Annotated in this window: 20 protein-coding genes and 3 pseudogenes; 9 read left to right on the forward strand and 14 right to left on the reverse strand. The window is 64.3% G+C overall.

All coding sequences use genetic code 11. From position 1 onward, the window contains the following. The first annotated feature begins 64 nt into the window (after nt 1–64). Nucleotides 65–1,883: pseudogene (locus tag ACHMWU_RS25135) on the forward strand (phosphoenolpyruvate carboxykinase (GTP)). A gap of 72 nt (nt 1,884–1,955) precedes the next feature. Here ACHMWU_RS25135 and ACHMWU_RS25140 read toward each other — a convergent pair. The 5 genes from ACHMWU_RS25140 to ACHMWU_RS25160 all read right to left on the reverse strand — a co-directional run bounded on the left by ACHMWU_RS25140 (nt 1,956) and on the right by ACHMWU_RS25160 (nt 8,848). Then, nucleotides 1,956–3,428 (reverse strand): MFS transporter, encoded by a 1,473-nt coding sequence (locus ACHMWU_RS25140; RefSeq protein ID WP_396048138.1) that lies wholly within the window; start codon nt 3,426–3,428, stop codon nt 1,956–1,958. 138 nt (nt 3,429–3,566) lie between these two features. Continuing rightward, complete coding sequence (locus tag ACHMWU_RS25145) at nt 3,567–5,636, reverse strand: phosphoenolpyruvate carboxylase (RefSeq protein ID WP_396048140.1); 2,070 nt, start codon at nt 5,634–5,636, stop codon at nt 3,567–3,569. Beyond that, complete coding sequence (locus ACHMWU_RS25150) at nt 5,527–5,991, reverse strand: phosphoenolpyruvate carboxylase (protein WP_396048142.1); 465 nt, start codon at nt 5,989–5,991, stop codon at nt 5,527–5,529. Before ACHMWU_RS25150 ends, ACHMWU_RS25145 begins: the two co-directional genes overlap by 110 nt. 1,837 nt (nt 5,992–7,828) lie before the next feature. Then, complete coding sequence (locus ACHMWU_RS25155; protein ID WP_396048144.1) at nt 7,829–8,056, reverse strand: hypothetical protein; 228 nt, start codon at nt 8,054–8,056, stop codon at nt 7,829–7,831. Nucleotides 8,057–8,104: 48 nt separating this feature from the next. Beyond that, nucleotides 8,105–8,848 (reverse strand): LLM class flavin-dependent oxidoreductase, encoded by a 744-nt coding sequence (locus ACHMWU_RS25160; protein ID WP_396048146.1) that lies wholly within the window; start codon nt 8,846–8,848, stop codon nt 8,105–8,107. Between the two features lie 90 nt (nt 8,849–8,938). Here ACHMWU_RS25160 and ACHMWU_RS25165 point away from each other — a divergent pair, with 90 nt between their 5' ends. Together ACHMWU_RS25165 and ACHMWU_RS25170 are read left to right on the forward strand one after the other, a co-directional pair. After that, nucleotides 8,939–9,964, forward strand: a complete 1,026-nt coding sequence (locus tag ACHMWU_RS25165; protein ID WP_396048148.1) for a hypothetical protein — start codon at nt 8,939–8,941, stop codon at nt 9,962–9,964. Beyond that, nucleotides 9,949–10,386, forward strand: a complete 438-nt coding sequence (locus ACHMWU_RS25170) for a hypothetical protein (RefSeq protein ID WP_396048149.1) — start codon at nt 9,949–9,951, stop codon at nt 10,384–10,386. Before ACHMWU_RS25165 ends, ACHMWU_RS25170 begins: the two co-directional genes overlap by 16 nt. Before the next feature lie 314 nt (nt 10,387–10,700). Here ACHMWU_RS25170 and ACHMWU_RS25175 read toward each other — a convergent pair whose 3' ends face one another. From ACHMWU_RS25175 to ACHMWU_RS25215, 9 genes and pseudogenes are all read right to left on the reverse strand, one after another. Beyond that, nucleotides 10,701–11,381, reverse strand: a complete 681-nt coding sequence (locus ACHMWU_RS25175) for an MFS transporter (RefSeq protein ID WP_396048151.1) — start codon at nt 11,379–11,381, stop codon at nt 10,701–10,703. Beyond that, on the reverse strand, nt 11,378–11,692 hold the full coding sequence (locus tag ACHMWU_RS25180) for an MFS transporter (RefSeq protein ID WP_396048153.1): 315 nt from the start codon (nt 11,690–11,692) through the stop codon (nt 11,378–11,380). The genes ACHMWU_RS25175 and ACHMWU_RS25180 overlap by 4 nt, the downstream gene beginning before the upstream one ends. After that, nucleotides 11,679–11,960, reverse strand: coding sequence for a hypothetical protein (locus tag ACHMWU_RS25185; protein WP_396048155.1), 282 nt, complete (start codon nt 11,958–11,960; stop codon nt 11,679–11,681). The genes ACHMWU_RS25180 and ACHMWU_RS25185 overlap by 14 nt, the downstream gene beginning before the upstream one ends. Next, on the reverse strand, nt 11,957–12,229 hold the full coding sequence (locus ACHMWU_RS25190; protein WP_396048157.1) for a hypothetical protein: 273 nt from the start codon (nt 12,227–12,229) through the stop codon (nt 11,957–11,959). The genes ACHMWU_RS25185 and ACHMWU_RS25190 overlap by 4 nt, the downstream gene beginning before the upstream one ends. Nucleotides 12,230–12,260: 31 nt before the next feature. Beyond that, nucleotides 12,261–13,154: an MFS transporter gene (locus ACHMWU_RS25195; protein ID WP_396048159.1), complete on the reverse strand. Its 894-nt coding sequence runs from the start codon at nt 13,152–13,154 to the stop codon at nt 12,261–12,263. A gap of 94 nt (nt 13,155–13,248) precedes the next feature. Beyond that, nucleotides 13,249–13,503 carry a hypothetical protein gene (locus ACHMWU_RS25200; RefSeq protein WP_396049311.1) on the reverse strand — a complete coding sequence of 85 codons (255 nt, stop codon included), beginning with the start codon at nt 13,501–13,503 and terminating at the stop codon, nt 13,249–13,251. Nucleotides 13,504–13,514: 11 nt separating this feature from the next. Then, nucleotides 13,515–13,853, reverse strand: a pseudogene (locus ACHMWU_RS25205) (MBL fold metallo-hydrolase); the annotation flags it as partial. After that, complete coding sequence (locus ACHMWU_RS25210; RefSeq protein WP_396049312.1) at nt 13,750–14,058, reverse strand: hypothetical protein; 309 nt, start codon at nt 14,056–14,058, stop codon at nt 13,750–13,752. The gene ACHMWU_RS25210 and the pseudogene ACHMWU_RS25205, both read right to left, overlap by 104 nt. A 905-nt stretch (nt 14,059–14,963) precedes the next feature. After that, nucleotides 14,964–16,133: pseudogene (locus ACHMWU_RS25215) on the reverse strand (nucleotide sugar dehydrogenase); the annotation flags it as partial. A 746-nt stretch (nt 16,134–16,879) separates the two neighbouring features. Here ACHMWU_RS25215 and ACHMWU_RS25220 point away from each other — a divergent pair. The 6 genes from ACHMWU_RS25220 to ACHMWU_RS25245 all read left to right on the forward strand — a co-directional run bounded on the left by ACHMWU_RS25220 (nt 16,880) and on the right by ACHMWU_RS25245 (nt 21,245). After that, nucleotides 16,880–17,638: a nucleoside-diphosphate sugar epimerase/dehydratase gene (locus ACHMWU_RS25220; RefSeq protein ID WP_396048161.1), complete on the forward strand. Its 759-nt coding sequence runs from the start codon at nt 16,880–16,882 to the stop codon at nt 17,636–17,638. Then, complete coding sequence (locus ACHMWU_RS25225; RefSeq protein WP_396048163.1) at nt 17,604–18,134, forward strand: sugar transferase; 531 nt, start codon at nt 17,604–17,606, stop codon at nt 18,132–18,134. The genes ACHMWU_RS25220 and ACHMWU_RS25225 overlap by 35 nt, the downstream gene beginning before the upstream one ends. A 65-nt stretch (nt 18,135–18,199) precedes the next feature. Beyond that, nucleotides 18,200–18,508: a glycosyltransferase gene (locus ACHMWU_RS25230; protein ID WP_396048165.1), complete on the forward strand. Its 309-nt coding sequence runs from the start codon at nt 18,200–18,202 to the stop codon at nt 18,506–18,508. Nucleotides 18,509–19,159: 651 nt separating this feature from the next. Continuing rightward, entirely contained in the window at nt 19,160–19,438 is a 279-nt protein-coding gene (locus ACHMWU_RS25235) for a glycosyltransferase (protein ID WP_396048167.1), read from the forward strand. Nucleotides 19,439–19,476: 38 nt separating this feature from the next. Continuing rightward, nucleotides 19,477–20,004, forward strand: a complete 528-nt coding sequence (locus ACHMWU_RS25240; protein WP_396048169.1) for a glycosyltransferase family 2 protein — start codon at nt 19,477–19,479, stop codon at nt 20,002–20,004. Between the two features lie 47 nt (nt 20,005–20,051). Further along, complete coding sequence (locus tag ACHMWU_RS25245) at nt 20,052–21,245, forward strand: glycoside hydrolase family 99-like domain-containing protein (RefSeq protein ID WP_396048171.1); 1,194 nt, start codon at nt 20,052–20,054, stop codon at nt 21,243–21,245. The last annotated feature ends 182 nt before the right edge of the window (nt 21,246–21,427 follow it).

The following is a 21,427-nucleotide window of genomic DNA, read 5'->3' on the forward strand; positions in this document are numbered from 1 at the left end:
TACCGTCCTGGGAGTGCGGTCCAATGCGCTTGGTCCGCGATGCGCGAGAAGGAAAAGTTCACACATGTCTGCAGACACCCTCAGCACCAACTACACGTCCACCTACGCCAAGCTGCAAGGGTGGGTCGACGAAGTCGCCGCCCTCACCAAGCCGGCCGATATCTACTGGTGCGAAGGAAGCCCCGAAGAGTGGGTCTCCATCACCGATCGACTCGTCGAGGCAGGCACGTTCAAGCGCCTGAACGAAGAGAAGAAGCCGAACTCCTTCTACTGCGCATCTGATCCGAATGACGTCGCCCGCGTCGAGGACCGCACCTACATCTGTTCTGTCGACGAGAAGGACGCCGGGCCGACCAACAACTGGATGGCCCCGTCCGACATGAAGAAGATCATGACGGACCTGTACGACGGCTGCATGCAGGGACGCACGATGTACGTCATCCCGTTCGTCATGGGTCACCTCGATTCCGATCACCCGATGTTCGGCATCGAGATCACCGACTCGGCCTACGTTGTCGCGTCGATGACTGTGATGGCCCGCATCGGCAAGGACGTCCTCGACAAGATCGAGTCGACCAACGCCGACTACGTGCCGGCACTGCACTCCTTCGGCGCTCCGCTCGCCGACGGCCAGGCCGATGTCGCGTGGCCCTGCAACGACACCAAGTACATCGTGCAGTTCCCTGAGGAGCGGACGATCTGGTCGTACGGCTCGAGCTACGGCGGAAACGCCCTGCTCGGCAAGAAGTGCTACGCGCTGCGCATCGCCTCGGTCATGGGCCGCGACGAGGGCTGGATGGCCGAGCACATGCTGATCCTGAAGCTGACGAACCCCGAGGGTGTCGTCAAGTACATCGCCGCGGGCTTCCCGAGCGCCTGCGGCAAGACCAACCTTGCGATGGTCGAGCCGACGATCCCGGGCTGGAAGGTCGAGACGATCGGCGACGACATCGCCTGGATCCGGGTCGGTGCCGATGGCCGCCTGTATGCCGTCAACCCCGAGTTCGGCCTGTTCGGCGTCGCGCCGGGCACCGGCTGGGACACCAACTCCAACGCGATGAAGACCATCGCCCAGGGCAACTCGGTGTTCACGAACGTCGCGCTGACCGACGATGGCGACATCTGGTGGGAGGGCATGACCGACGAGCCGCCGGCCCACCTGACCGACTGGAAGGGCAATGACTGGACGCCCGACAGCGATCAGCTCTCAAGCCACGCCAACAGCCGGTTCTGCACGCCGATCAAGCAGTGCCCGACGCTTGCGCCGGAGTATGACGACCCGAACGGCGTCCCGCTCGACGCGATCCTGTTCGGCGGCCGTCGCAAGACGACGATCCCCCTGGTGACCGAGGCCCGCGACTGGACCCACGGAACGTTCATGGGTGCGACGTTGTCGTCCGAGACCACGGCTGCTGCCACCGGCGCCGTCGGCGTCGTGCGCCGCGATCCCATGGCGATGTTGCCGTTCATCGGCTACGACGCTGGCGACTACTTCGGTCACTGGATCAACATGGCCAAGAACAACGACGAGTCGAAGTTCCCGAAGGTCTTCTACGTCAACTGGTTCCGCCGCGACGAGGACGGTGGCTTCCTGTGGCCCGGCTTCGGTGAGAACAGCCGCATCCTGAAGTACGTCATCGACCGCGTAGAGGGCAAGGTGTCGGCCAACGAGACCCCGATCGGTCTCGTGCCGCCGACGTCGTCGATCGACACCGACGGCCTCGACCTCACAGATGAGCAGCTGGAGAAGGCCCTCGCGGTCAATGCTGACGAGTGGGCAGCCGAGATCCCGCAGATCAACGAGTGGTTCGAGAAGTTCGGCGACACCCTGCCGGCTGTCCTCTGGACCGCTCGACGGCCTGAAGTCCCGCCTGGGCCTCTAACCCATCCAGATGTCGGCGGTTTTACGTCGTCCCAGCTTCGGGATGGACGTAAAACCGCCGACATCTTGCGTTCTATTCGGGCTTGTCGCCGACCAGGGTTCCGGCCGCGACCATGCCCAGCTCGGCGTGCTCGACCTCGCCTACGAGGTGCTCCTCGATGACGTCTCGACCGACCTTGGGAATGATGAGGGCCACGGCTGCGGCCACGATGAACACGCCGGTCAGCATCAGGAAGCCGTTGCGGTAGCCCGACTCGTGCGGCAGCCCGTTGGGGAACACCGACGCCGTGACGATGCTGGCCATGACAGCCGCGCCGATCGATCCACCGATCGTGCGGATGTTGGCGTTCATGCCGCTGGCGACGCCGGTCTGCTCGGGCGGGACAGCAGCCACGATGAGGTTCGACAAGCAGGCGAACACCAGGCCGATTCCGACACCCATCACGGCGGACGCGAGGTAGAGCTGCCACTTCTCATCGTGCGCCAGGGCCAGGATCGCCATGGATGCCGCTGAGATGAGCGAGCCGATCACGACGACGGTCTTCGGACCGATGAGGCGCACGAACGTGCCCGAGAGCAGCCCCATCGCGAACATCGTGACCGACGACGGCAGCAGGATCAGACCAGATTCGGTGATCGAGGCGCCGAAACCGTAGCCGGACTGCGACGGAGTCTGGGTGAACTGCGGGAGGAAGCCGAAGCACGCATACATCGCGAACCCGACCATCAGGGCGACCAGGTTGGTGGTCCACACGGCCGGCAGGCGCATCATCTTCATGTCGATGAGCGGCGACTCCGAGTTCTCCTCGACGAAGACCCAGGCGACCGCGAGCAGCGCGGCGGCGACCAGCAGGCCCAGGACACGTCCCGAGGTCCAGCCCCAGTTCCGCCCCTCGCTCAGCGCAAGCAGCAGCGCGACCAGCCACGCCGACAGCAGCACGGCGGGCAGGACGCTGATCTTGCCGGGCGTACGCACCGGCGACGTGGGAACTACGATCTTGGCGGCCACGGCGGCCAGGGCGGTGACGATGGCCGGGAGCCAGAACAGCCAGTGGTAGTCGAGTGTCTCGACGATCGGTCCGGCCAGCACGAGGCCGATGCCGGCGCCGACGGCGGCCAGCGAGGCGATGATGCCGACCGCGCCGGGCACCTTCTTCTCGGGGAACTCGTCGCGGATGATCCCGAAGGCCAGGGGCAGCACGCCACCGCCGACTCCTTGGATGACGCGAGCCACGATCATCGGGCCGATGCTGGTCGACAGGGCCGCAACCACGGAGCCGATCGTCAACGCCACGAGCGCAACGAGCAGCATGCGTTCCTTGCCGACCTTGTCGCCGACTCGACCGATGATCGGCGTGAACACCGAAGCCGACAGCAGGTAAGCAGTCAGCACCCAGGTGACGGTCGTCTGGTCCGTGCCGAGATCGACCTGGATCTCTGACAGCACCGGCGTGACGAGCGACTGCAGGAGGGCGAACGCAGACACCGCCACCGCCAACACCGCGAAGGTCAGCTGATAGTGAGAGCGTTGTTCCGTCGATGGCATGAGCCGGCCTCCAGCAAGATGGTTGCACAAGGCAATCACCTTGCTTCAGGAGTTTAGGTGAACACACCTTCCACGACCTATCGATCGTGGCGAGCCTCACACAAACGGAGACTCACTCCGCTCGGCCGCCTGCGGGTCCTATCCGGTGTTGCGCAGGCCCGCAGAGATTCCGTTGATCGTCAGCAGCAGGGCTCGTTGCAAGTCGTCGTCAGGCTCCTGCCCCTCGGCAACAGCTCGCGTCTTGCGCAACAGCGAGATCTGCAGAGCATGCAGCGGAGACAGGTACAGGTCGCGCAGCTCCAACGTCCGCTGCAGGACCGGAGCCGACTCCAGCAAGGAGTCATGCCCTGTCACGAGCAGCACCTGCTCGACCGCCAGTGCGTGCTCGGCCCTGATCACCTCGAAGATCCGCTGAGCGTCGCCCGGCACCAACGCCTCGACGTACTCGGCGGCGATGTCGAGATCGGTCTTGGCCAGCGTCATCTGGACGTTGGACACGAACGTGCGGAAGAACGCCCACGAGCCGTACATCTCGCGCAGCGTGTCACCGCGACCGTCCGCGAACGCCGCCGCCAGGCCCGACCCGACGCCGAACCAGCCCGGCAGGATGATCCGCGACTGGGTCCAGCCGAACACCCAGGGGATGGCGCGCAGGTCATCCAGTCCACCCTCACCGCCAGGGCGCTTGGCAGGACGCGATCCAATGTTCATCTTGCCGAGCTCGTCGACGGGTGTCGCGGCGACGAAGAACGGCACGAGCGCCTCGTCGCCGACGAGCGCCCGATAGGCCCGCTTGCCCTGCTCGGCCACCAGGTCCATCGTGCCGTTCCAGCCGTCCAGCACCTCGCCGGGCAGCAGTGACGTGCGGTGCAGCACCGACGCCTCGAGCACGGCAGCAAGGGCAGCTTCGAGGTTCTGTCGACCGAGTCCCGGAAGGGCGTACTTGTCGGAGATCACTTCACCCTGCTCGGTGATCTTGATCTGGCCGTCGAGACTTCCGTACGGCTGCGACATGATCGCCTCGGCCGTGGGACCACCACCGCGACCGGTCGAGCCACCGCGACCATGAAACAGCCGCAGCACGACGCCGTGCCGCGCCGCGATGTCGCGCAGCGCTCGTTGCGCGCGATGCACCTGCCACTGCGAGGCTGCGATACCGGCATCCTTCGACGAGTCGGAGTAGCCCAGCATGATCTCCTGCACGTTGCCGCGCGCCGCCACGACCCGCCGGTAGGACGGATCGCCGAGCAGGGCGTCGAGCAGTGGGCCGGCGGCCTCCAGCTCGGCGACTGTCTCGAACAACGGCGCGAATCCGATACGGGCGACGGCCTCGTCACCCGTCAGGTCGACCAGCCCCGCCTCACGGGCCAGCACCACGACCGCGAACAGGTCGTCGACGTCATGGGTCATCGACACGATGTAGGTCTCGATGACGTCGGGGCCGTACGTGTCGAGCGCCTCGCGGATGACACCGAGCAGGCCGAGCGACGCCGTCGCCGCCTCACCCGGTCCGCCCGCCTCTCCCCTTGAACCTGCCGCGCCCCTTGAGCCTGTCGAAAGGGCCGACAACCCGGTCAGCGGACGGGCCGACGCCATCTCGGCCGACAGCACCGGGATGCGGGCCTGGCGTTCGAGCGCGGCGTAGTCGAGGTCACCGATGCGGGCGTACAGATCGGCCAAGGCCGCGTGATGCTTGGCACTGTGCTCGCGGACGTCCATCGTCGCCAATCCGGCCCCGAAAGTCACGGCGGTGCGGATCAGACGCAGGATCGCGCCGTCACCGGTCAGCACGTCGCCGTCGGAGAGCATCGAGTCACGCACCAGAACCAGGTCGTCGACGAGCTCGCTGAACGACAGGTAGTCCCGGCCCGGCTCGTGCGGCGTGCCATTGGCCAGCCGGTCGCGGGCCCGCAGCAAGCGCACCCGGACGAAGCTGGCTTGAGCCGGTACGGCTCGTCGGCGTTGAGACGACGGATCGTCTCCCAGGTGATCGGCAGCGCCACCGCGTCGGCTTCGAGGCTCTCGCGCAGGGCATCGGTCGCCGTCACGATGCGGGTCGAGGCGGTCATCTCGGTCAGCACCTCGTCGACGAGCTCGATCAGCTCGGCCAGGCCGACATGTGCTGCAGGTGCAGGATGTCGAGCGTGACCTGCGGGTGACGTTGGGATTTCCGTCGCGGTCGCCGCCCGCCCAGGTGCCGAATCGCAACGGCCGGGCCGTCGCCGGCAGGTCGACGTCGAGATACCACCCAGCTGCCGGTCGAGCTCGGCCAACAGCTCGGGACGACCTCGGAGGCGATCGATCGCAGGGCAGTAGACCGCCGCGCGGGCCTCGTCCTCGGGCTTGGCTGGACCACGCGCAGCTCATCGGTCTGCCAGATGAGGTCGACGAGCCTCGGCGGCAACCGACGCTCGTCCGCCGGGACCTGCGAGGCAGGACGGCGCGGATCTTCCATCTCGTGGATCGTCTCGGCGACCTTGCGCAGCAGTCGCAGAACCGTGCGGCGGCTCGCCTCGGTCGGGTGGGCGGTGAAGACTGGACGGTACTCCAGCCGGTCGAGCACCTCGGCTCAGCAGCTCCGCGTGACAGGTTCCCGTCCTCGAGCGCCTCACCGATCCGTCCGATCGTCGCACCGAGCGGCTCTCCTCGGCCGACAGCCCTGCCACCGGTGGCTTGCTCGGTGATGTCGACGCAGCTGCAAGTAGGCCGTGACGCTCGCGCCAGCACGACCGCCGTCGCCGGATCGATTCCGTCGAGCACCCGCCGCAGCTCGGCGTCATCGGGCTGACGGGCCAGGTGCCGCACCTGTTCGACGGCTTCAGCAGCTCGGCACCTTCGTGCCGGGTGAGGGCTTCTCCCAGCAGGCTCGCTCAGCCGCCGCACCGAAGCCCGCAGCGCCGTGTGGGTCGTGTCGGACGAGAGACTGCCGCCGAGGAGGCCGCGTCGGGCGGCGCCGGTCGGACGCGAGGATCTGTTCGGTGGTCATCTGGCTCTGAGGCGGCATGTGACGATTTTGCCTGCTGTTTGTTACGACAAGTCATGTGCCCACCCAGCGGCCCGAACTCCCCTCCCCACGACCAATGTCTTCACGGGCCTAGGAGGCCCAAGGGCACGACACCAATCCCATCGCTGCGTCGGTAGGCCTCGGCTCCGGTCGTAAGCACGATCGCATCGGCCAGCGAGGCCCCATCTGCTCCCTGAGCCACACCAGGTGTCGCACATCGGCATCGGTGACAACTCCGCCCAGCTTGACCTCGATTGCCACAGCCTGCCCGTCGTACCGAGTCACGATCAAGTCGACCTCGCGCGTCCCATTGCCGTTTCGCAGATGTCCAACCGACGCCTCCCGCGGCCTGCGCAGGCACTCTGACACAGCGTCGCCAGCGACTCGACAACCGACCCAGCATCGCGCCGTCGTTCATGAGTGACTCGTGGGTCGCGCCCAACAGCCGGGCTGCCAGGGCAGGGTCGGCAAGGTGGCGTTTCCGGCGCGCGTTGCAGCCGAGCGAAATGGTTTGCCGATGGGCTCCATCCGGCAACAGGGTCCAACATCCACAGCCTGGTCAACGCATCGCGGTACGCAATCGTGGTGGTCTTGGCCGGCTTGTTGCTCTCGCCCGGCGTTGCCTGCGTCCAAGATCGACGCGTACGAAGCAGTCGGCGCTGCTCGCCGCAGCGTAGGCCCTCATCCAGCCCAGCAGGACCTCTGGCTTGCGGGTCGCCAAACCGCTGTCAGGAAACGTCGCGGTCGACCACGCCCCGGAGATAACCATCGGCTCGCCGGCGGCGCGCCCTTGATGGCAGCGATCGGATACCCGGCAGACCCGAGGCGACATCTCCCCACGTAGTCTTCGAGCACGAGATCACAGGTCCCGGGCTGCCGTCGTTCGACCTGCCAGAAGCTCCACCAAACTTACCGACGGGCTCGCGACCTGTCGCTCTGCAATGTCAGCGGCCGCATCCGGAGACGCACGATACCTGCCCGCGCCCCGAGTGCATCGTGACTCCTGGTACGTCGCTAGCACTACCGTGTGCAAGAACCGACCTCCGCTCGTTGTCCCGGTCGTACATCACGCTGCACCACGTCCCACACGGCAGGAACCATTTGCCATTCGTCGACCAACACAGGAGTGGGCCAGCGAAGAACGGTCCGAGGGTCAGCACTGACTGCGGTCTGACGATCGACCGAGTCCAGCTTGAGCACAGTCGAGACGCGGCGCTCGGCCGTTTCAGTTTTCCCGACTCCCTTAGGACCGTCGATCGCGATGGCCGCCAGTTGAGGCATCAGCTCATCCAGTTCCAGATCGATGTTTCTCGGCAGGTAGACCATAAGGAAACACTACCTTTAACCCGGTCCGAACACTACCTTTAACCCGGTCAGAACACTGCCTTTAACCCGGTCAGACGCGGGGCTTCCAGCCGATCGCCGGCAGGACGTGCTCAGCCAGCGCTGAGAGCAGCCGGGTGTTGTAGGCGACTCCCAGCTGGTTGGGCACGGTCAGCAGCAGCGAGTCGGCCTCCCGCACCGCGACGTCCTTGGCAGCCTTCGGCCAGGACGTCCGGTGCGCCGACGTACGACTTGCCGAAACGGGCCGAGCCTCCATCGAGATGGCCGACCTGGTCGTCACCCGAACGCTCACCGAAGTAGGCCCGATCCTGGTCGTCCAGCAGCGGAATCACGCTGCGGCTGACCGAGACCCGTGGAGTCCGCTCCCAGCCCGCCTCGGTCCAGGCGTCACGGAAGATCTGGATCTGCTCGAGCCGCGGCCTCGTCGAACGGAACGCCGGTGTCCTCGGTCAGCAGCGTCGAGCTCATCAGGTTCATCCCCTGCTGCGCGGTCCAGGCTGCCGTGGCCCTTGTGCCTGACCCCCACCAGATGCGGTCGCTGAGGCCCGGCGCCTGGGGCATGACCGGAAGCCGAACCGACCGGCCGGTCATCCGCGGATCGGAGTCCACGACCCCCGCACCGTCGATCGCGGCCCGGAACAGCCCCGGTGTGAGCCCTGGCCATGTCAGCGTCGGACATCCCCTCGGGAGGCACGTGCCCGAACGACTGATAGCCGCGGATCGCGGTCTCCGGTGATCCGCGGCTGATGCCGAGCTGCAGCCTGCCGCCGCTGATCAGGTCGGCAGCTGCGGCGTCCTCGGCCATGTAGAGCGGGTTCTCGTACCGCATGTCGATGACACCGGTACCGATCTCGATCGTGCTGGTGCGCGCACCGACTGCGGCGAGCAGAGGAAATGGCGAGGCGAGCTGGCGGGCGAAGTGGTGCACCCGGAAGAACGCACCGTCCAGGCCGAGCTCTTCGGCCGCGACCGCGAGGTCGATCGACTGCAGGAGCACGTCGCTGGCCGTGCGGGTCTGCGAACCCGGGACCGGCTGGTAGTGGCCGAAGGACAGAAAGCCAACACTCTTCATGTCGACAGCAACGCTGCGGGACGCGCGGCTGTTCCACTCGACGCCCCTTCACGTTCGTCGCGCGCACTGACCGGTCGATAGAGTCGTCCTGTGATCTTCGTGGCGGCTGTCGTTCTTCTCGCTGGTCTGGCGACCGCCCCCCTGGCGCTGGCTGGCGCGAAGGCTCGGCCTCCGCTCGCGGCGAACATCCCTGGTCAGCCGAGCTGGGTCAGCCCCACCCCGCCGTTCCGGTTCCGGGTGTGGGCGATCGTCGCGGCACTGACGACCGCGTTGACGGTCGCGATGATGCTGCTGGCCCCCGAGTTCCAGGTCGCCGCCGCCTTCCTCAGCGCTGCGGCGCTCGGCATGGTCACGGCAGTCTTGCGCCGCTACGCCACCGGATGCGAGGAGTCCCGCCGGGCAGTCGCCGCCTTCGAGCCGCGCATCGCGATGCCGTACGCCGGCAAGGTCGGCGTGCACATCGGCATGTGGTCGCCGTGGATCGAGCGGACCGGCATCCCGTGGGTCATCGTCGCTCGCACGCCCGGGTTGTTCCACGAGCTCGCCCAGCAGTACCCGGGCACCCCGATCGTGCAGGGCAAGCTTCCCGGCCAGCGTCAGGGTCGCGTTCTACTCGCACGGCGCCAAGGCCAACATCGACTTCATCGAGGGTTCGGCCGCTACCCACGTGTTCCTCGGGCACGGCGACAGCGACAAGCCCCTCAGCGCGTCCGAACGGGTGCTGCAGTACGACCTCATCGCAGTCGCCGGCCAGGCCGCGATCGACCGGTTCTCCGCGGCAGGTCTCGACGTGCCGGCCGAGAAGATCCGGGTCATCGGCCGTCCGCAGACCGAGGGCATCGTGCAAGGCGGCAAGCGGGTCCGCAAGAACCCCACCGTGCTGTACGCGCCCACGTGGCGGCACGCCGACGACGCCCTCAACGTCTCGTCCCTCGCGGTGGCCGACCAGATCGTCCAGGCTCTGCTCGATCGAGGCTGCCGAGTCATCTTCCGTCGTCACTTCGCGGGCCAAAACCATCTCGAGGCCGAGGCGATGATCGTCCGGGTCAACGAGATGCTGCGCCGCCGCCGGACCCCAGCACTCCTTCGGTGCCGAAGCGATGGAGCAGCCGCTGATCGAGGCGTTCAACGCTGCCGATGCGATGGTCTCCGACATCTCGGGCATCGTCGTCGACTTCATGGCCAGCGCCAAGCCGCTGGTCATGTACGCCGCGCAGTACTCAGATCCGGCCGCGTTCCGTGCCTCGCACCCGTCGGCCGAGGCCGCGTACGTCATCGACCGCGACCTGACACTGCTCGACGCGAGCCTTGACGCGGCGCTCGGCAAGGACCCGCTCGCTGCGAGTCGTCAGCGCCAGGCCGATCGCTACCTGGGTGGAACGGACCGTGCAGATCCCGCCCGCAGGTTTGTCGAGCTGGTCAAGGAGCTTCGCGTCCAGCTGAACCTTGGGCACCTGCCCGATGGCTCGTGGGATGAGCAACGACGTGGCGGCAGCGATGATCGCGGCAACGAGCGGACGAGGAAGCCGTCCCGGTAGCCCGCCTCGAGAGCAAAGCCGCCGGCCCGGTGCGAGCCGAGATGATGCCACCCATCATCGCCGCACCGATCGAGCCAACCGATCAGCCGGATGTTGGCATTAGTCCCGCTCGCGACCCCGGTCTGCTCGGCCGGCACTGAGCTGAGCACGACCCCAGCCAAGGTCGACACGACACAGCCGATGCCCAGGCCCTGCAGCAGCATCCACACGGTCAGGTGCCAGGTCTGCTCGTGGAACAACGCAATGCCGCCGAAGGCCAACGCGTTGGCGATCAGGCCGGCGAAGATGACGTAGCGGGCCGACAGGCGCCGGGGTCAGGCGGGGAGCGACGAAGCCCATCGTGAAGGCGACGGCCGACGAGGGCAGCAGCACCCAACCCGACTGCGAGATGGAGTCACCGAAGCCGTAGCCGGACTCGACGGGGGTCTGCAGCAGCTGCGGCAGGAATCCCCGAACGACGAGAAGGTCCCGAACCCAGCGACGAAGGCGACGACGTTTGCAGTCCACACGCCCCTCACTCGCATCAGGTCGATGTCGATCAACGGCACTGCGGCCCGGCGCTCTGACCGGATCCAGGCGAACAGCAGCGCTGCCGCCAGCGCGAACAGCCCGAGGATCGTCGCCGAGCCCCAGCCCAGGTCGTTGCCCTCGCTGATGCCGACCAGCAGCGCCACGAGACCTCCGGACAGCAGCACCGCAGGCAGCACGCTGATGCGTCCTGGTAGACGCACCGGCGACTCGGGAACGAACAGCACCGTGCCGAGAGCAGCAAGTCCCGTGGCGATCGCCGGCAGCCAGAACAGCCAGGTGTAGCCGAGCCCCTCGACGATCGGGCCGGCCAGCACGATGCCGATGCCGAAGGCGGCGGACAGCAACGAGGCGATCAGGCCGATGACGGTGCCGGAGCGTTCTGGTGCGACCTCGTCGCGCACGATCCCGAACGACAGCGGCAGCACTCCTCCGCCGATGCCTTGCACGACTCTCGCTGCGATCATCCATTCGATGCTGGGTGCGAGTGACCTGCCATCGCCGAGCCGAATGACAGGAGGCACAGTGTCACGACGAGCATCCGCTGCTTGCCGACTGCGTCGCCGATCCGGCCGATCAGCGGGGTCGCCACCGCCGCTGCCAGCAAGTAGGACGTCAGGACCCAGGTCACGGTCGACTGGTCGGTGTCGAACCGGTCCTGCACCTGCGACAGCACCGGGACGATCAGCGACTGGAGCAGGCCGAAGGATCCGACTCCGACCGCGAGGACCACGATGGTCCAACGCGCACTCGAGGCGCTCTGATCAGCTGGGCTCATGGGCGATCCATCCGCTCAGGCACCCATGATCGCCAGGTCGCGGTCGTTGCGCTCCTGATCGATGGTGTCTTCGATCTTGTGCTCCGACACCGGCGGTATGGCCAGCCCGGCGACGGCCGCAGCCAGCAGGAGTTGCACCCAGCACCACGAAGCCGGCGGTGTAGCCGATCTCCTTGGGAAAGCCTGAGGGCAGGTAGTGCGCCGTCACGATGCTCGCCATGAGGGCCGTACCGATCGAGCCGCCGATCGTGCGGATATTGGCATTCATTCCGCTGGCGACCCCGGTCTGCGCCGGAGTGACGGCTGCGACGATAACGTCCGGCGAGGCAGGCGAACGCCGGTCCGATGCCGGTTCCGGTGATGCCGTTGGACACCGCGACGTGCCACTTCTGCGTGCCAGGCGGCCAGCTGGAACATGCCCGCCGCGCCCAGCGCACAGCCGAACACCACGACGGTCTTGGGACCGATCTTGCGGGCGATGGGGCCGCCCACGGGTCCGGCCAGAAAGCTCATGATGGCCGAGGGAAGCATCAACATCCCCGACTCGGTGATCGATGAGCCGAAGCCGTCAGCCGTTGCTGCTCGGCGTCTGGTTGAACTGCGGGATGAAGCCGAACGAGGCGTACATCCCGGTGCCCACGAGCAGCGCGACGAGATTGGTCGTCCAGACTCCGGGCAGGCGCATCATCTTCATGTCGATGAGCGGCACGTCGACGCGCAGCCGACGAAGATCCAGGCTGTGGCTGCGATCGCGGCGACCACCAGGAGCCCCGATCGTCCCAGGCGATCCCCATCCCCACTTGGGTGCCTGGCTGAGGCCGAGCAGCAGGGCGACCAGCCAGCTCGACAGCAGCACGACCGGCAGCACGGCGATGCGTCCGGGCGTGCGGACCGGCGACTCCGGGACGACGATGATCGAGACCACGGCGGCGACTGCGGTGACGATGAACGGCAGCCAGAACAGCCAGTGATAGCCGAGGGTCGACGTGATCGGGCCGGCCAGGACGATGCCCGCGCCGAAGCCGACGGCCAGCAACGAGGAGATGATGCTGACGGCTCCCCCGACCTTCGCGACGGGGAACTCGTCACGGATGACGCCGAATGCCAGCGGCAGGACGCCACCGCCGGCCCCCTGGATGACGCGGGCGAAGATCAGCACCTCGATCGACGGTGCCAGGGCTGCGACCAACGAGCCGATGGCCAGCGCTCCGAGCGAGATGACGAGCAGCCGCTGCTTGCCGTACGCATCGCCGAGGCGCCCCATGACAGGTGTGAAGACCGACGCCGACAACAGGTAGGCCGTGAGCACCCAGGTGACAGTGGTCTGGTCGGTGTCCATCTGCGTCTCGATCTCCGAGAGCACCGGAACTGTCAGCGACTGCATCAGCGAGTACGACGAGACCGCCACCGCGAGCACGGCAAAGGTCAACCAGTAATGGGTACGGCGGCCGGCGGAGGGCACGATCACAACTTTCACTGACAGGTTCAACAGGCGATTGCTTGGTGCAACCACGTTAGGCGAGAGCTGGCTCAGCTGACCGATCGTGTGGCCAGGCTCACCCCGACCGGGCGGATCGCTGCTCGTTCAAGTCGTCCAGGATGCGGCTGTCGTGGGCGGGCAGCACGGTGATTTCGTCGACGTCGTTGAGCCGGCGCAGTGCCACGTGATTCGCCTTGATCGCCCGACGGTCGCGACCCACAACTGATTCGAAGAGCCGCATGGCGCGCTTGGCCTCGAGCGGCCGGCCAGCTGGGGAGGTTTCGGTGTAGGAGGAGGCGTCGAACACCGCATCACCAGCGTGGACGAGCACACCACGTTCCCCGCGTCCACGGCGACTGCGGCGTGGCCGCGCGAATGACCCGGCATGGGGACGAGCGTGATGCCCGGCAAGACCTCATGGCCGGTGAGGTCGTGCATCCACTGGTCTCCCCGTCCTCCGTGCAGCTCGAACCGGGGGCCGTGCAACCACTGCGCCGGTCGGTAGCGCCGTTTGTCGAGGAAGTCGGGGGCCGTCACCGCGGCGGCGTGCTCGTCAGCGGTCGTGTGGACCGTCGCGTCAGGAAAGTCCGACAACCCACCGATGTGGTCGAAGTCGAGATGGGTCAGGACGATGTGGGTGACATCGGACGCGCTGTGGCCTCGGGCCTCGACCTGCCGCACGGCAGTGTCCCCCGCCCCCGAGGTGGGCCGCAGGGAGCTTGCGCGTCGGCCCCATCCGCAGCCGGGGATCGCGATAGTCGTCGAGCCCCAGACCCGTGTCGATCAGGACCAGACCGTCAGGCGTCTCGCAGAGCAGGACGTGGCACACGATGCCGCCAGCGATCGGCGGTGCGAACGAGCCGCAGTTGAGAGAGTGAACGCGCATGATCGACATACTCGCGGACTGCTGTCTGCTTTCGCAGGCATTTCAGCTCGACGACGACCTGCGAGTGACGCTGGTCACCTTAGCCATTTCTTAGTCGTCTTTTCAATTGTTTTTTTGACCTGTCAGATAACCTATAACCACATACCGCATCCGTGCGGGAGTTCCAAGAGTTGCTCCAAGCTCTAGGGGACAGAATCGGCTCCTTCCGTCTCGACGGAAGGGGGCCGATTGTCTTTGTCCCCTCAATGCAACCACGGCACGGGGTGCACAGCACATCCATCCATAGTCCCTTGCGACTAGCCGGCTTAGTCCACCTGAACCGTTTTGGGTTCACATCGCATCACTGTCGTCACTTTCTGGTCCCGCTCCAGACATGACCGGTCACGTCCGCGACGAACAGCCCGATCGCGAAAAGCGACGCCACCTCGCAGGGGATGCGAATCCAGACCGGGATAGATGAGCGGCTCATGGCAGGAACCTACAAATGGGGGTGGCGATGACGGAGCGGACGTGACCTGCCGCACCGAGATCGCGCTCGGGCATGATGGCCAGGTGCGGACAGCTTTGAGATTGACTACACAGAGAGCTCATCAATCTCTTGGTGGGTCGTCGTCCCAGTCATCGCTGTCATCGTTCTGGCAATCGTGTTAGTCGCCGGAAGAAGCCGTGGTGCGGCGAAGGTGATCGCGTTAGCTATAGGTCTGATGCTCCTCGGATGGCTCGCCATCGAAGCAATCACAACCCTGGCTTTTGATTGCGATGAGACATCGGAACAATCTGGAAGTTGCCGACTGCGCTTCTAGCTCTGTCAGTCTTCCGCTTCTGGAGCTGCAACAAACAGTATCGCGATTAGCCCGAGTCCGAGCGGCGCCAACCAGAGGACAGCACGCCGCGGTAGCAGCTGAGTCAGACCCGAACAGGTCCCGCGTGTAGACCCGGTCGCGGACGTCCTCGAGCTCGTCGACGAGACGGTTGGCGACAATGACGTCACTCGCCCGCTTGAACTCGTCGAGGTCCTTGATGACGCGCGAGTGGAAGAACTCATCGGCGTCGAGCTCGGGTTCGTAGAGGACGACCTCGATGCCCTTGGCCTTGAGCCGCTTCATGATGCCCTGGACGCTGCTAGCGCGGAAGTTGTCTGAGCCGGCCTTCATGATCAGTCGGTGGATGCCGACGATCTTCGGCTTGCGAGCGAGGATGTCGTCGGCGATGAAGTCCTTGCGGGTCCGGTTCGCGTCCACGATTGCGCTGATCAACGTCTGCGGGACGTCTTGGTAGTTCGCCAACAGCTGCTTGGTGTCCTTGGGCAGGCAGTAGCCGCCGTAGCCGAACGACGGGTTGTTGTAGTGCGTGCCGATGCGAGGGTCTAGACCGACGCCGTCGATGATCTGACGCGTGGAAAGCCCGTGACTGATCGAGAACGAGTCGAGCTCGTTGAAGTAGGCGACCCGCATGGCCAGGTAGGTGTTGGCGAACAGCTTGATCGCCTCGGCCTCGGTCGGCTCGGTCAGCAGGACCGGGCAGCCCTTCTCAGCAGCGCCCTCCATGAGCAGGTCGGCGAATCGCTGTGCACGATCGCTCTGCTCTCCCACGACGATGCGGGAGGGATGGAGGTTGTCATACAGCGCCTTGCCTTCACGCAGGAACTCCGGCGAGAAGATCACGTTCTCGGTGCCAAGCCTCTTGCGCGCATCCAGCACGAAGCCGACCGGGATCGTCGACTTGATGACCATCGTCGCTGAGGGCTGCCGCGCCGTCACGTCGCGGATGACGCTCTCGACAGTCGTGGTGTTGAAGTAGTTGTTCTCGACGTCGTAGTCGGTCGGCGTGGCGATGACGACGTACTCAGCATCGGCGTAGGCCACCGCCGGGTCGTCCGTGAACGTCAGCTGCAGGTCGTCGCGTGCGAGAAACTTCTCGATCTCGGCATCCTGGATGGGGCTTCTGCGCGCTTCGAGGTCGCGCAGCTTGGCCGCGTCGATCTCGAGCCCGACGACCTCGTGGTGCTGCGACAGCAGCACGGCGATCGAGAGTCCGACATACCCCAGCCCGACAACGGCAATCTTCGTAGTCACCCGATGAGCCTAACGGCTCATTCAACGCGCCAGTATCACGTCGCGCTTCGTCAAACTGCGCGCCACGATCTCGCGGCGGAAGGCACGTGCTTCGGCCTGCTCCGGCGGTACTTTGCGACCAACGCGATCACGGCAACGACGTTGCCCGCCGTTACCGCGGCGAGGATTCCGAACATTTCGATCATGCCTTCTTAACGAGCGGAACAGAAATTCGTGACGCGCCGTCGCCTCACTTCTTCAGTCGATCGTGAGAGCCATTCGCTTCATTTCGGCCGGCACGACGGATCCTTGTGGCACACATCACAGGAAAACCTGAAATGAATTGTTTTTTTCACTCGCATGCACCACCCCCGCGCCAATACTCTGTTTCTCAGGTATCGCTCAGGGAGTGACGCGATACCTGAGTCATCTACTCCGGCATCTCGGGCCGCACATAGGGGAGATCAGTGACGCATCCAGCGGAGCCTGCGCTGAACGACCCCCGCGCTCCCGCTGACCGCCGCGCTGGTCACCGGTCCAACCGTCGACGCCCCCGCATCGGGGCCGCCGAGGACATCCGTGTCGGGCGGGATGCATGGGAGAAGCGCCACGTCGCGAGACTCGCGGTGACCGATCTGATCGTGCTCACGCTCGCCGTCCTGGTGGCAGTGTTCACGAAGTTCGGAGCTGGCGCAGAAGCACAGGCTCGCGGGCCCTTCGGCCTCAACTACAACCGGCTCGGCGCCGTGATCGTTGCCGTGTGGTGGTTGAGCCTGATCGCGCACCGAAGCCGCGACCAGCGCCTGTTCGGCGACGATGCCGAAGAATATCGTCGGGTCGTTCGGGCGACAGTCTTCACCTTTAGCCTGCTCGCGATCGTGTCTTTGTTGGTGAAGGCCGACTTCTCACGCGGTTACCTCGCCTTGGCGTTCCCACTCGGCATGGTGGGCCTGCTCATCAGCAGGAAGGTTTGGCGCACGTGGCTACGCAAGCAGCGTTATCGCGGGATCGGCCTCGCCCGGGTGCTCATGATCGGTGGCGAGAAATCCTCGACCCGCGTCGCGCAGACCTTCGACGCCAACAAGACCGCGGGCTTCCGTGTGACGGGAGTGTGGGAGCCCGACCGGCAACACGCAAAGCCGGAGTGGCTCGACGTCTCGGACCGTTTCGTCCCCGTGCTGGGAACGGAGCGCACGCTCGCCGAAGCGTTGACGATCTCGAACGCCAACACCGTCATCATCACCGATACCGAGCACCTGGGGCACGACGGCCTGCGAGAGCTGATGTGGCAGCTGGAGAGCGCCGGCATCGACCTCATGGTCTCGCCGAACATGGTCGATGTCGCTGGCGCCCGGCTGCACATGCGTGGCATCTCCGGCATGTCCTTCCTGCACCTCGAGGAACCGCAGTACGCCTCGGCGGGCAGCTGGCCCAAGGCACTGTTCGACCGCTTCGGCGCTACATTCATTTCTTCTCGCGGCTTCACCTCTGATGCTCGGAGTCGCAGTTGCGGTCAAGTTGACTAGCCCTGGAACTGTCTTCTTCAAGCACGAGCGAATCGGTCGAGACGGCAAGCCGTTCAAGATGATCAAGTTCCGCTCGATGCGATCTGGGTCCGACGCCCAACTCCAATCACTTCTCGATGCGCAGGGCACTGCTGGCACTCCCCTCTTCAAGATCACCAACGACCCCCGTATCACCCGCGTGGGCGGGTTCATCCGACGCTTCTCGATCGACGAACTGCCCCAACTCATCAACGTCGTCAAAGGAGACATGAGTCTTGTCGGACCGCGCCCTCAGCAAGCGGAAGAGGTCGAGCTGTACGACGATGCTGCCCATCGCAGACTCCACGTCCGCCCCGGAATGACAGGACTGTGGCAGGTGTCTGGCCGGTCAGACCTGTCATGGGAAGAGGCCATCCGTCTCGACACGAGCTACGTCGAGAACTGGTCGATGACCGCTGACCTATTGATTCTCTGGCGGACTGTGCGGGCCGTACTAGGTTCCGACGGTGCTTACTAGCAATCGCGGCGAGATGCCGCTGGCTAAGTCGAGCCAAAAGCCCTACTACGACAGGACAACACATCATGTCTAGGAGTGGCGCCATTTGCTTAGCGATTTACCAGCCGGATAGGGATCTGCTGCGCGCCCAGATCGAGTCTCTAGCGATGCAGACAGAAACCGACTGGGACTGCCACATTGGAATCGATGGGCGCGATGACTCCGTGGCCGACTACTTGGCGGGCCTGGTCGGCACAGACGCTCGGTTCTCGATAACGATGTACGAAACCAATGTGGGCTTCTACCGAAACTTTGAACGATTGGTCGAGGAGGTCAGCCCAACCGCGGAATGGGTTGCATTGGCGGACCAGGACGATTGGTGGTTCCCAGGATAAGCTCAGGACACTTACGACCAGACTCCGGGCCTCTCCGGAGATTAGTCTCATAGCCGCGCAGGCGTACGTAGTCAGCCAAGATGGAAAACAGTTGGGAACTACGAGCAGGCGATACACCGGTCCAATCGATCTCATTCTGAACAACGTCGTCACAGGAAGCTTTGCGCTCTTCAAGCGTTCCGTCGTATCACGCGCCGTGCCTTTTCCAAGCCCTACCGATGCCGCATATCACGACCATTGGTTGGGCCTTTGCGCCGCAATGGACGGACGAGTTGAAATGCTCTCCATACCGCTTCAGAACTACGTGCAACATGCGAGCAACGTGATCGGGGAGACTCGGAGCGTTCCACTAATTCAAAAGTGGGCACGTGTTGGCGCTGCCAGGTCAACCGTCGGTGAAAAGGTCAAGTACCTGCGAGAACAACGCTGGCGGTGGCGAGTCTCCATGGCCCAACTCTCAATCGACCGATTCGGCGTCGAGTCCCATTTGAACGGCCGCGAGCGGAAGGACCTCTTGCTAATAGCGCAGGGCACACCTTCCTTGAGACTTAGCTACCTCATTGTTCGAAGCGTGGCTCGAAAAACTACTCCACCCTCGCGCGGGATCTCACACCTCATTGGGATGCTGACCACTAGAAAGCGGAGCTTCGAATGAAAGCCGATCAATTGCCTGGAACAAGACCAGATCCGGGCGATTGGACGCTCATCACCGTCACTTACAACAGCGCGGAGATTCTCACCTCTGCTTGGTCGGGGGTTGACCTAAAAGGGATTCGCTGGATCGTCGTCGACAACAATTCCCAGGACAACTCAGTCCAAGTCGCGCGCGACCTGGGAGCGGACGTCATAAGTCGCAGCATAAACGCTGGATTCAGTCCTCCAACAACTTGGCTCTCGCTCAGGTTACGTCGCCGTGGGTCGCCTTCGTAAATCCAGACGTCACGATTGATCCGAGATCACTGCCTCGTTTGGCTAAACTGAGTGAATTGAATCAAGCGCTGGTCTCGCCACAACTCATCTACCCAAGCGGTGAGCATCAGGAGAATGCGCGCGGGCTGCCAACTCCTAGGGCGAAGCTTGCAAACCGCGGCATTAGAATCCCCGGTTTCGACCTCGCCTCCTACGCACGTTCAGGTTTTCAGACACCGACCTACGTGGCCTGGTTGATGGGTGCGGCGCTCGCTGGCTCCACCGAGAGTTTCAACCACCTGGGCGGGTGGGACGACCGCTACTTTATTTACTACGAGGATCACGACATCGGGCTCCGCGCCTGGGACGCCGACCTGAAACTCGTCCTTGATCCCCGGTCAGAATGGGTCCACACCTGGCAACGCGCTACGACTACCCTCAACCGATCTGCCTGGAAGGCGGAGTTGCGCTCCGCTTGGACGTTCTACCGCACGTATCCAGAGTTGATCACTCGCGGTCGAGTTAACCGCAGCGAGAGGTTCGATCACATTGGGCCGCTGCTCTGGCAAACGGCCCTCGACGTCTAACAACGAGCACCTTCTCTGACAGCACCTCTTACGCCGAAAGACAACCTGTGACGACATCCGCCAGTAGGCCCAGAACAATTGCGTTCTATCTGCCCCAGTTTCACGCGATCCCTGAGAACGACAGATGGTGGGGGAATGGGTTCACTGAGTGGACCAACGTACGCAAGGCAAAGCCCCAGTACGCAGACCACGATCAGCCGCGTGTACCAACAACAACGGGATACTACGACCTAACGGAACCAACCGATACGATGCCGGGCCAGATCTTGAGAGCCCAAGACAACGGGGTCGACGGATTTTGCTTCTATACATATTGGTTCGACGGGCACCGCTTGCTCGAGTCACCGGTCGACTGGTTCATCCGTTCAGGCATTGACTTTCCGTTCACCATCTCTTGGGCCAACGAGAGTTGGACTCGCAGGTGGGACGGCAAGGAGAACGAAGTGCTAATGCCTCAAACGTACGCAGATGGATTCGCCGATCAAATCTTCGCCGACTTCCTCCCCTACTTCAGTCATCCCTCCTATGTCCGCGTTGACGACAAACCTGTCTTTCTGGTTCATCGCGCAGACCAGATACCTGAGCCCAGACGAGTTGCCGAACAGTGGCGTCGACTTGCGACGGAAGCCGGCTTTCCCGGACTCCACCTCGTTGCCGCCGAGACGAAGTGGGGCATGAATCCGGAGCCGCTTGGATTCGACGCATGTACGGAGTTTCCTCCTGTAGGGTCCAACACCCTGTCATCTGCTTGGCGTCACCCGCTGCGAAACGTTAGTCGTGAATTTGCCGGACGAATTCTGTCATACGACAGATTGGCGCAGCGGTTCATGAATCGACGTCCCGCTTCATTCACCCGCTATCACGGCGTGGCCCCTGGATGGGACAACACTGCTCGGCGCGGCAAGAGTGCGACGATCTATGTGGGCTCATCCCCGGAGTCCTACCGCGCCTGGCTTGCGAATGCCAGGCAGAAGGAAATGGACGCTCGCGAAGGCTCTGGCCTGGTCTTCATTAATGCTTGGAATGAGTGGGCCGAGGGCGCCTACTTAGAACCTGATCTGACATGGGGCGACGAGTTCGCCTTGGCCACCCGCTGGCATGCTCCGTTGGGTTCAGACAGCCAGCCTGCCTTGCCACGCGGCACATGGAGTCGTCCGCAGTTGCTGAGCCTTGGTCGGCTAGCCCTCGGTTCCATTGTTGGTCGAGCGCGCCGACTGCGACTCGCCCTTCAGCGATCCTGAAGACATGCTTCCGCACTTCCATCTGGAGCGGCCCTATCATTTAGCCCGCTAACTACTGGTCCGGTGTGAGCTTCCGCATCACTGCCCTGAGAGGTGGCAGGCTTCTGGGAGAAAGAAATGATCAAGTACCAGAAGTAGATGACGAACGGATTCTCAATCCTGACTAGTACGCTCTCAGAACT

This window comes from Aeromicrobium sp. UC242_57 (genome assembly GCF_044452305.1).
GTDB lineage: Bacteria > Actinomycetota > Actinomycetes > Propionibacteriales > Nocardioidaceae > Aeromicrobium.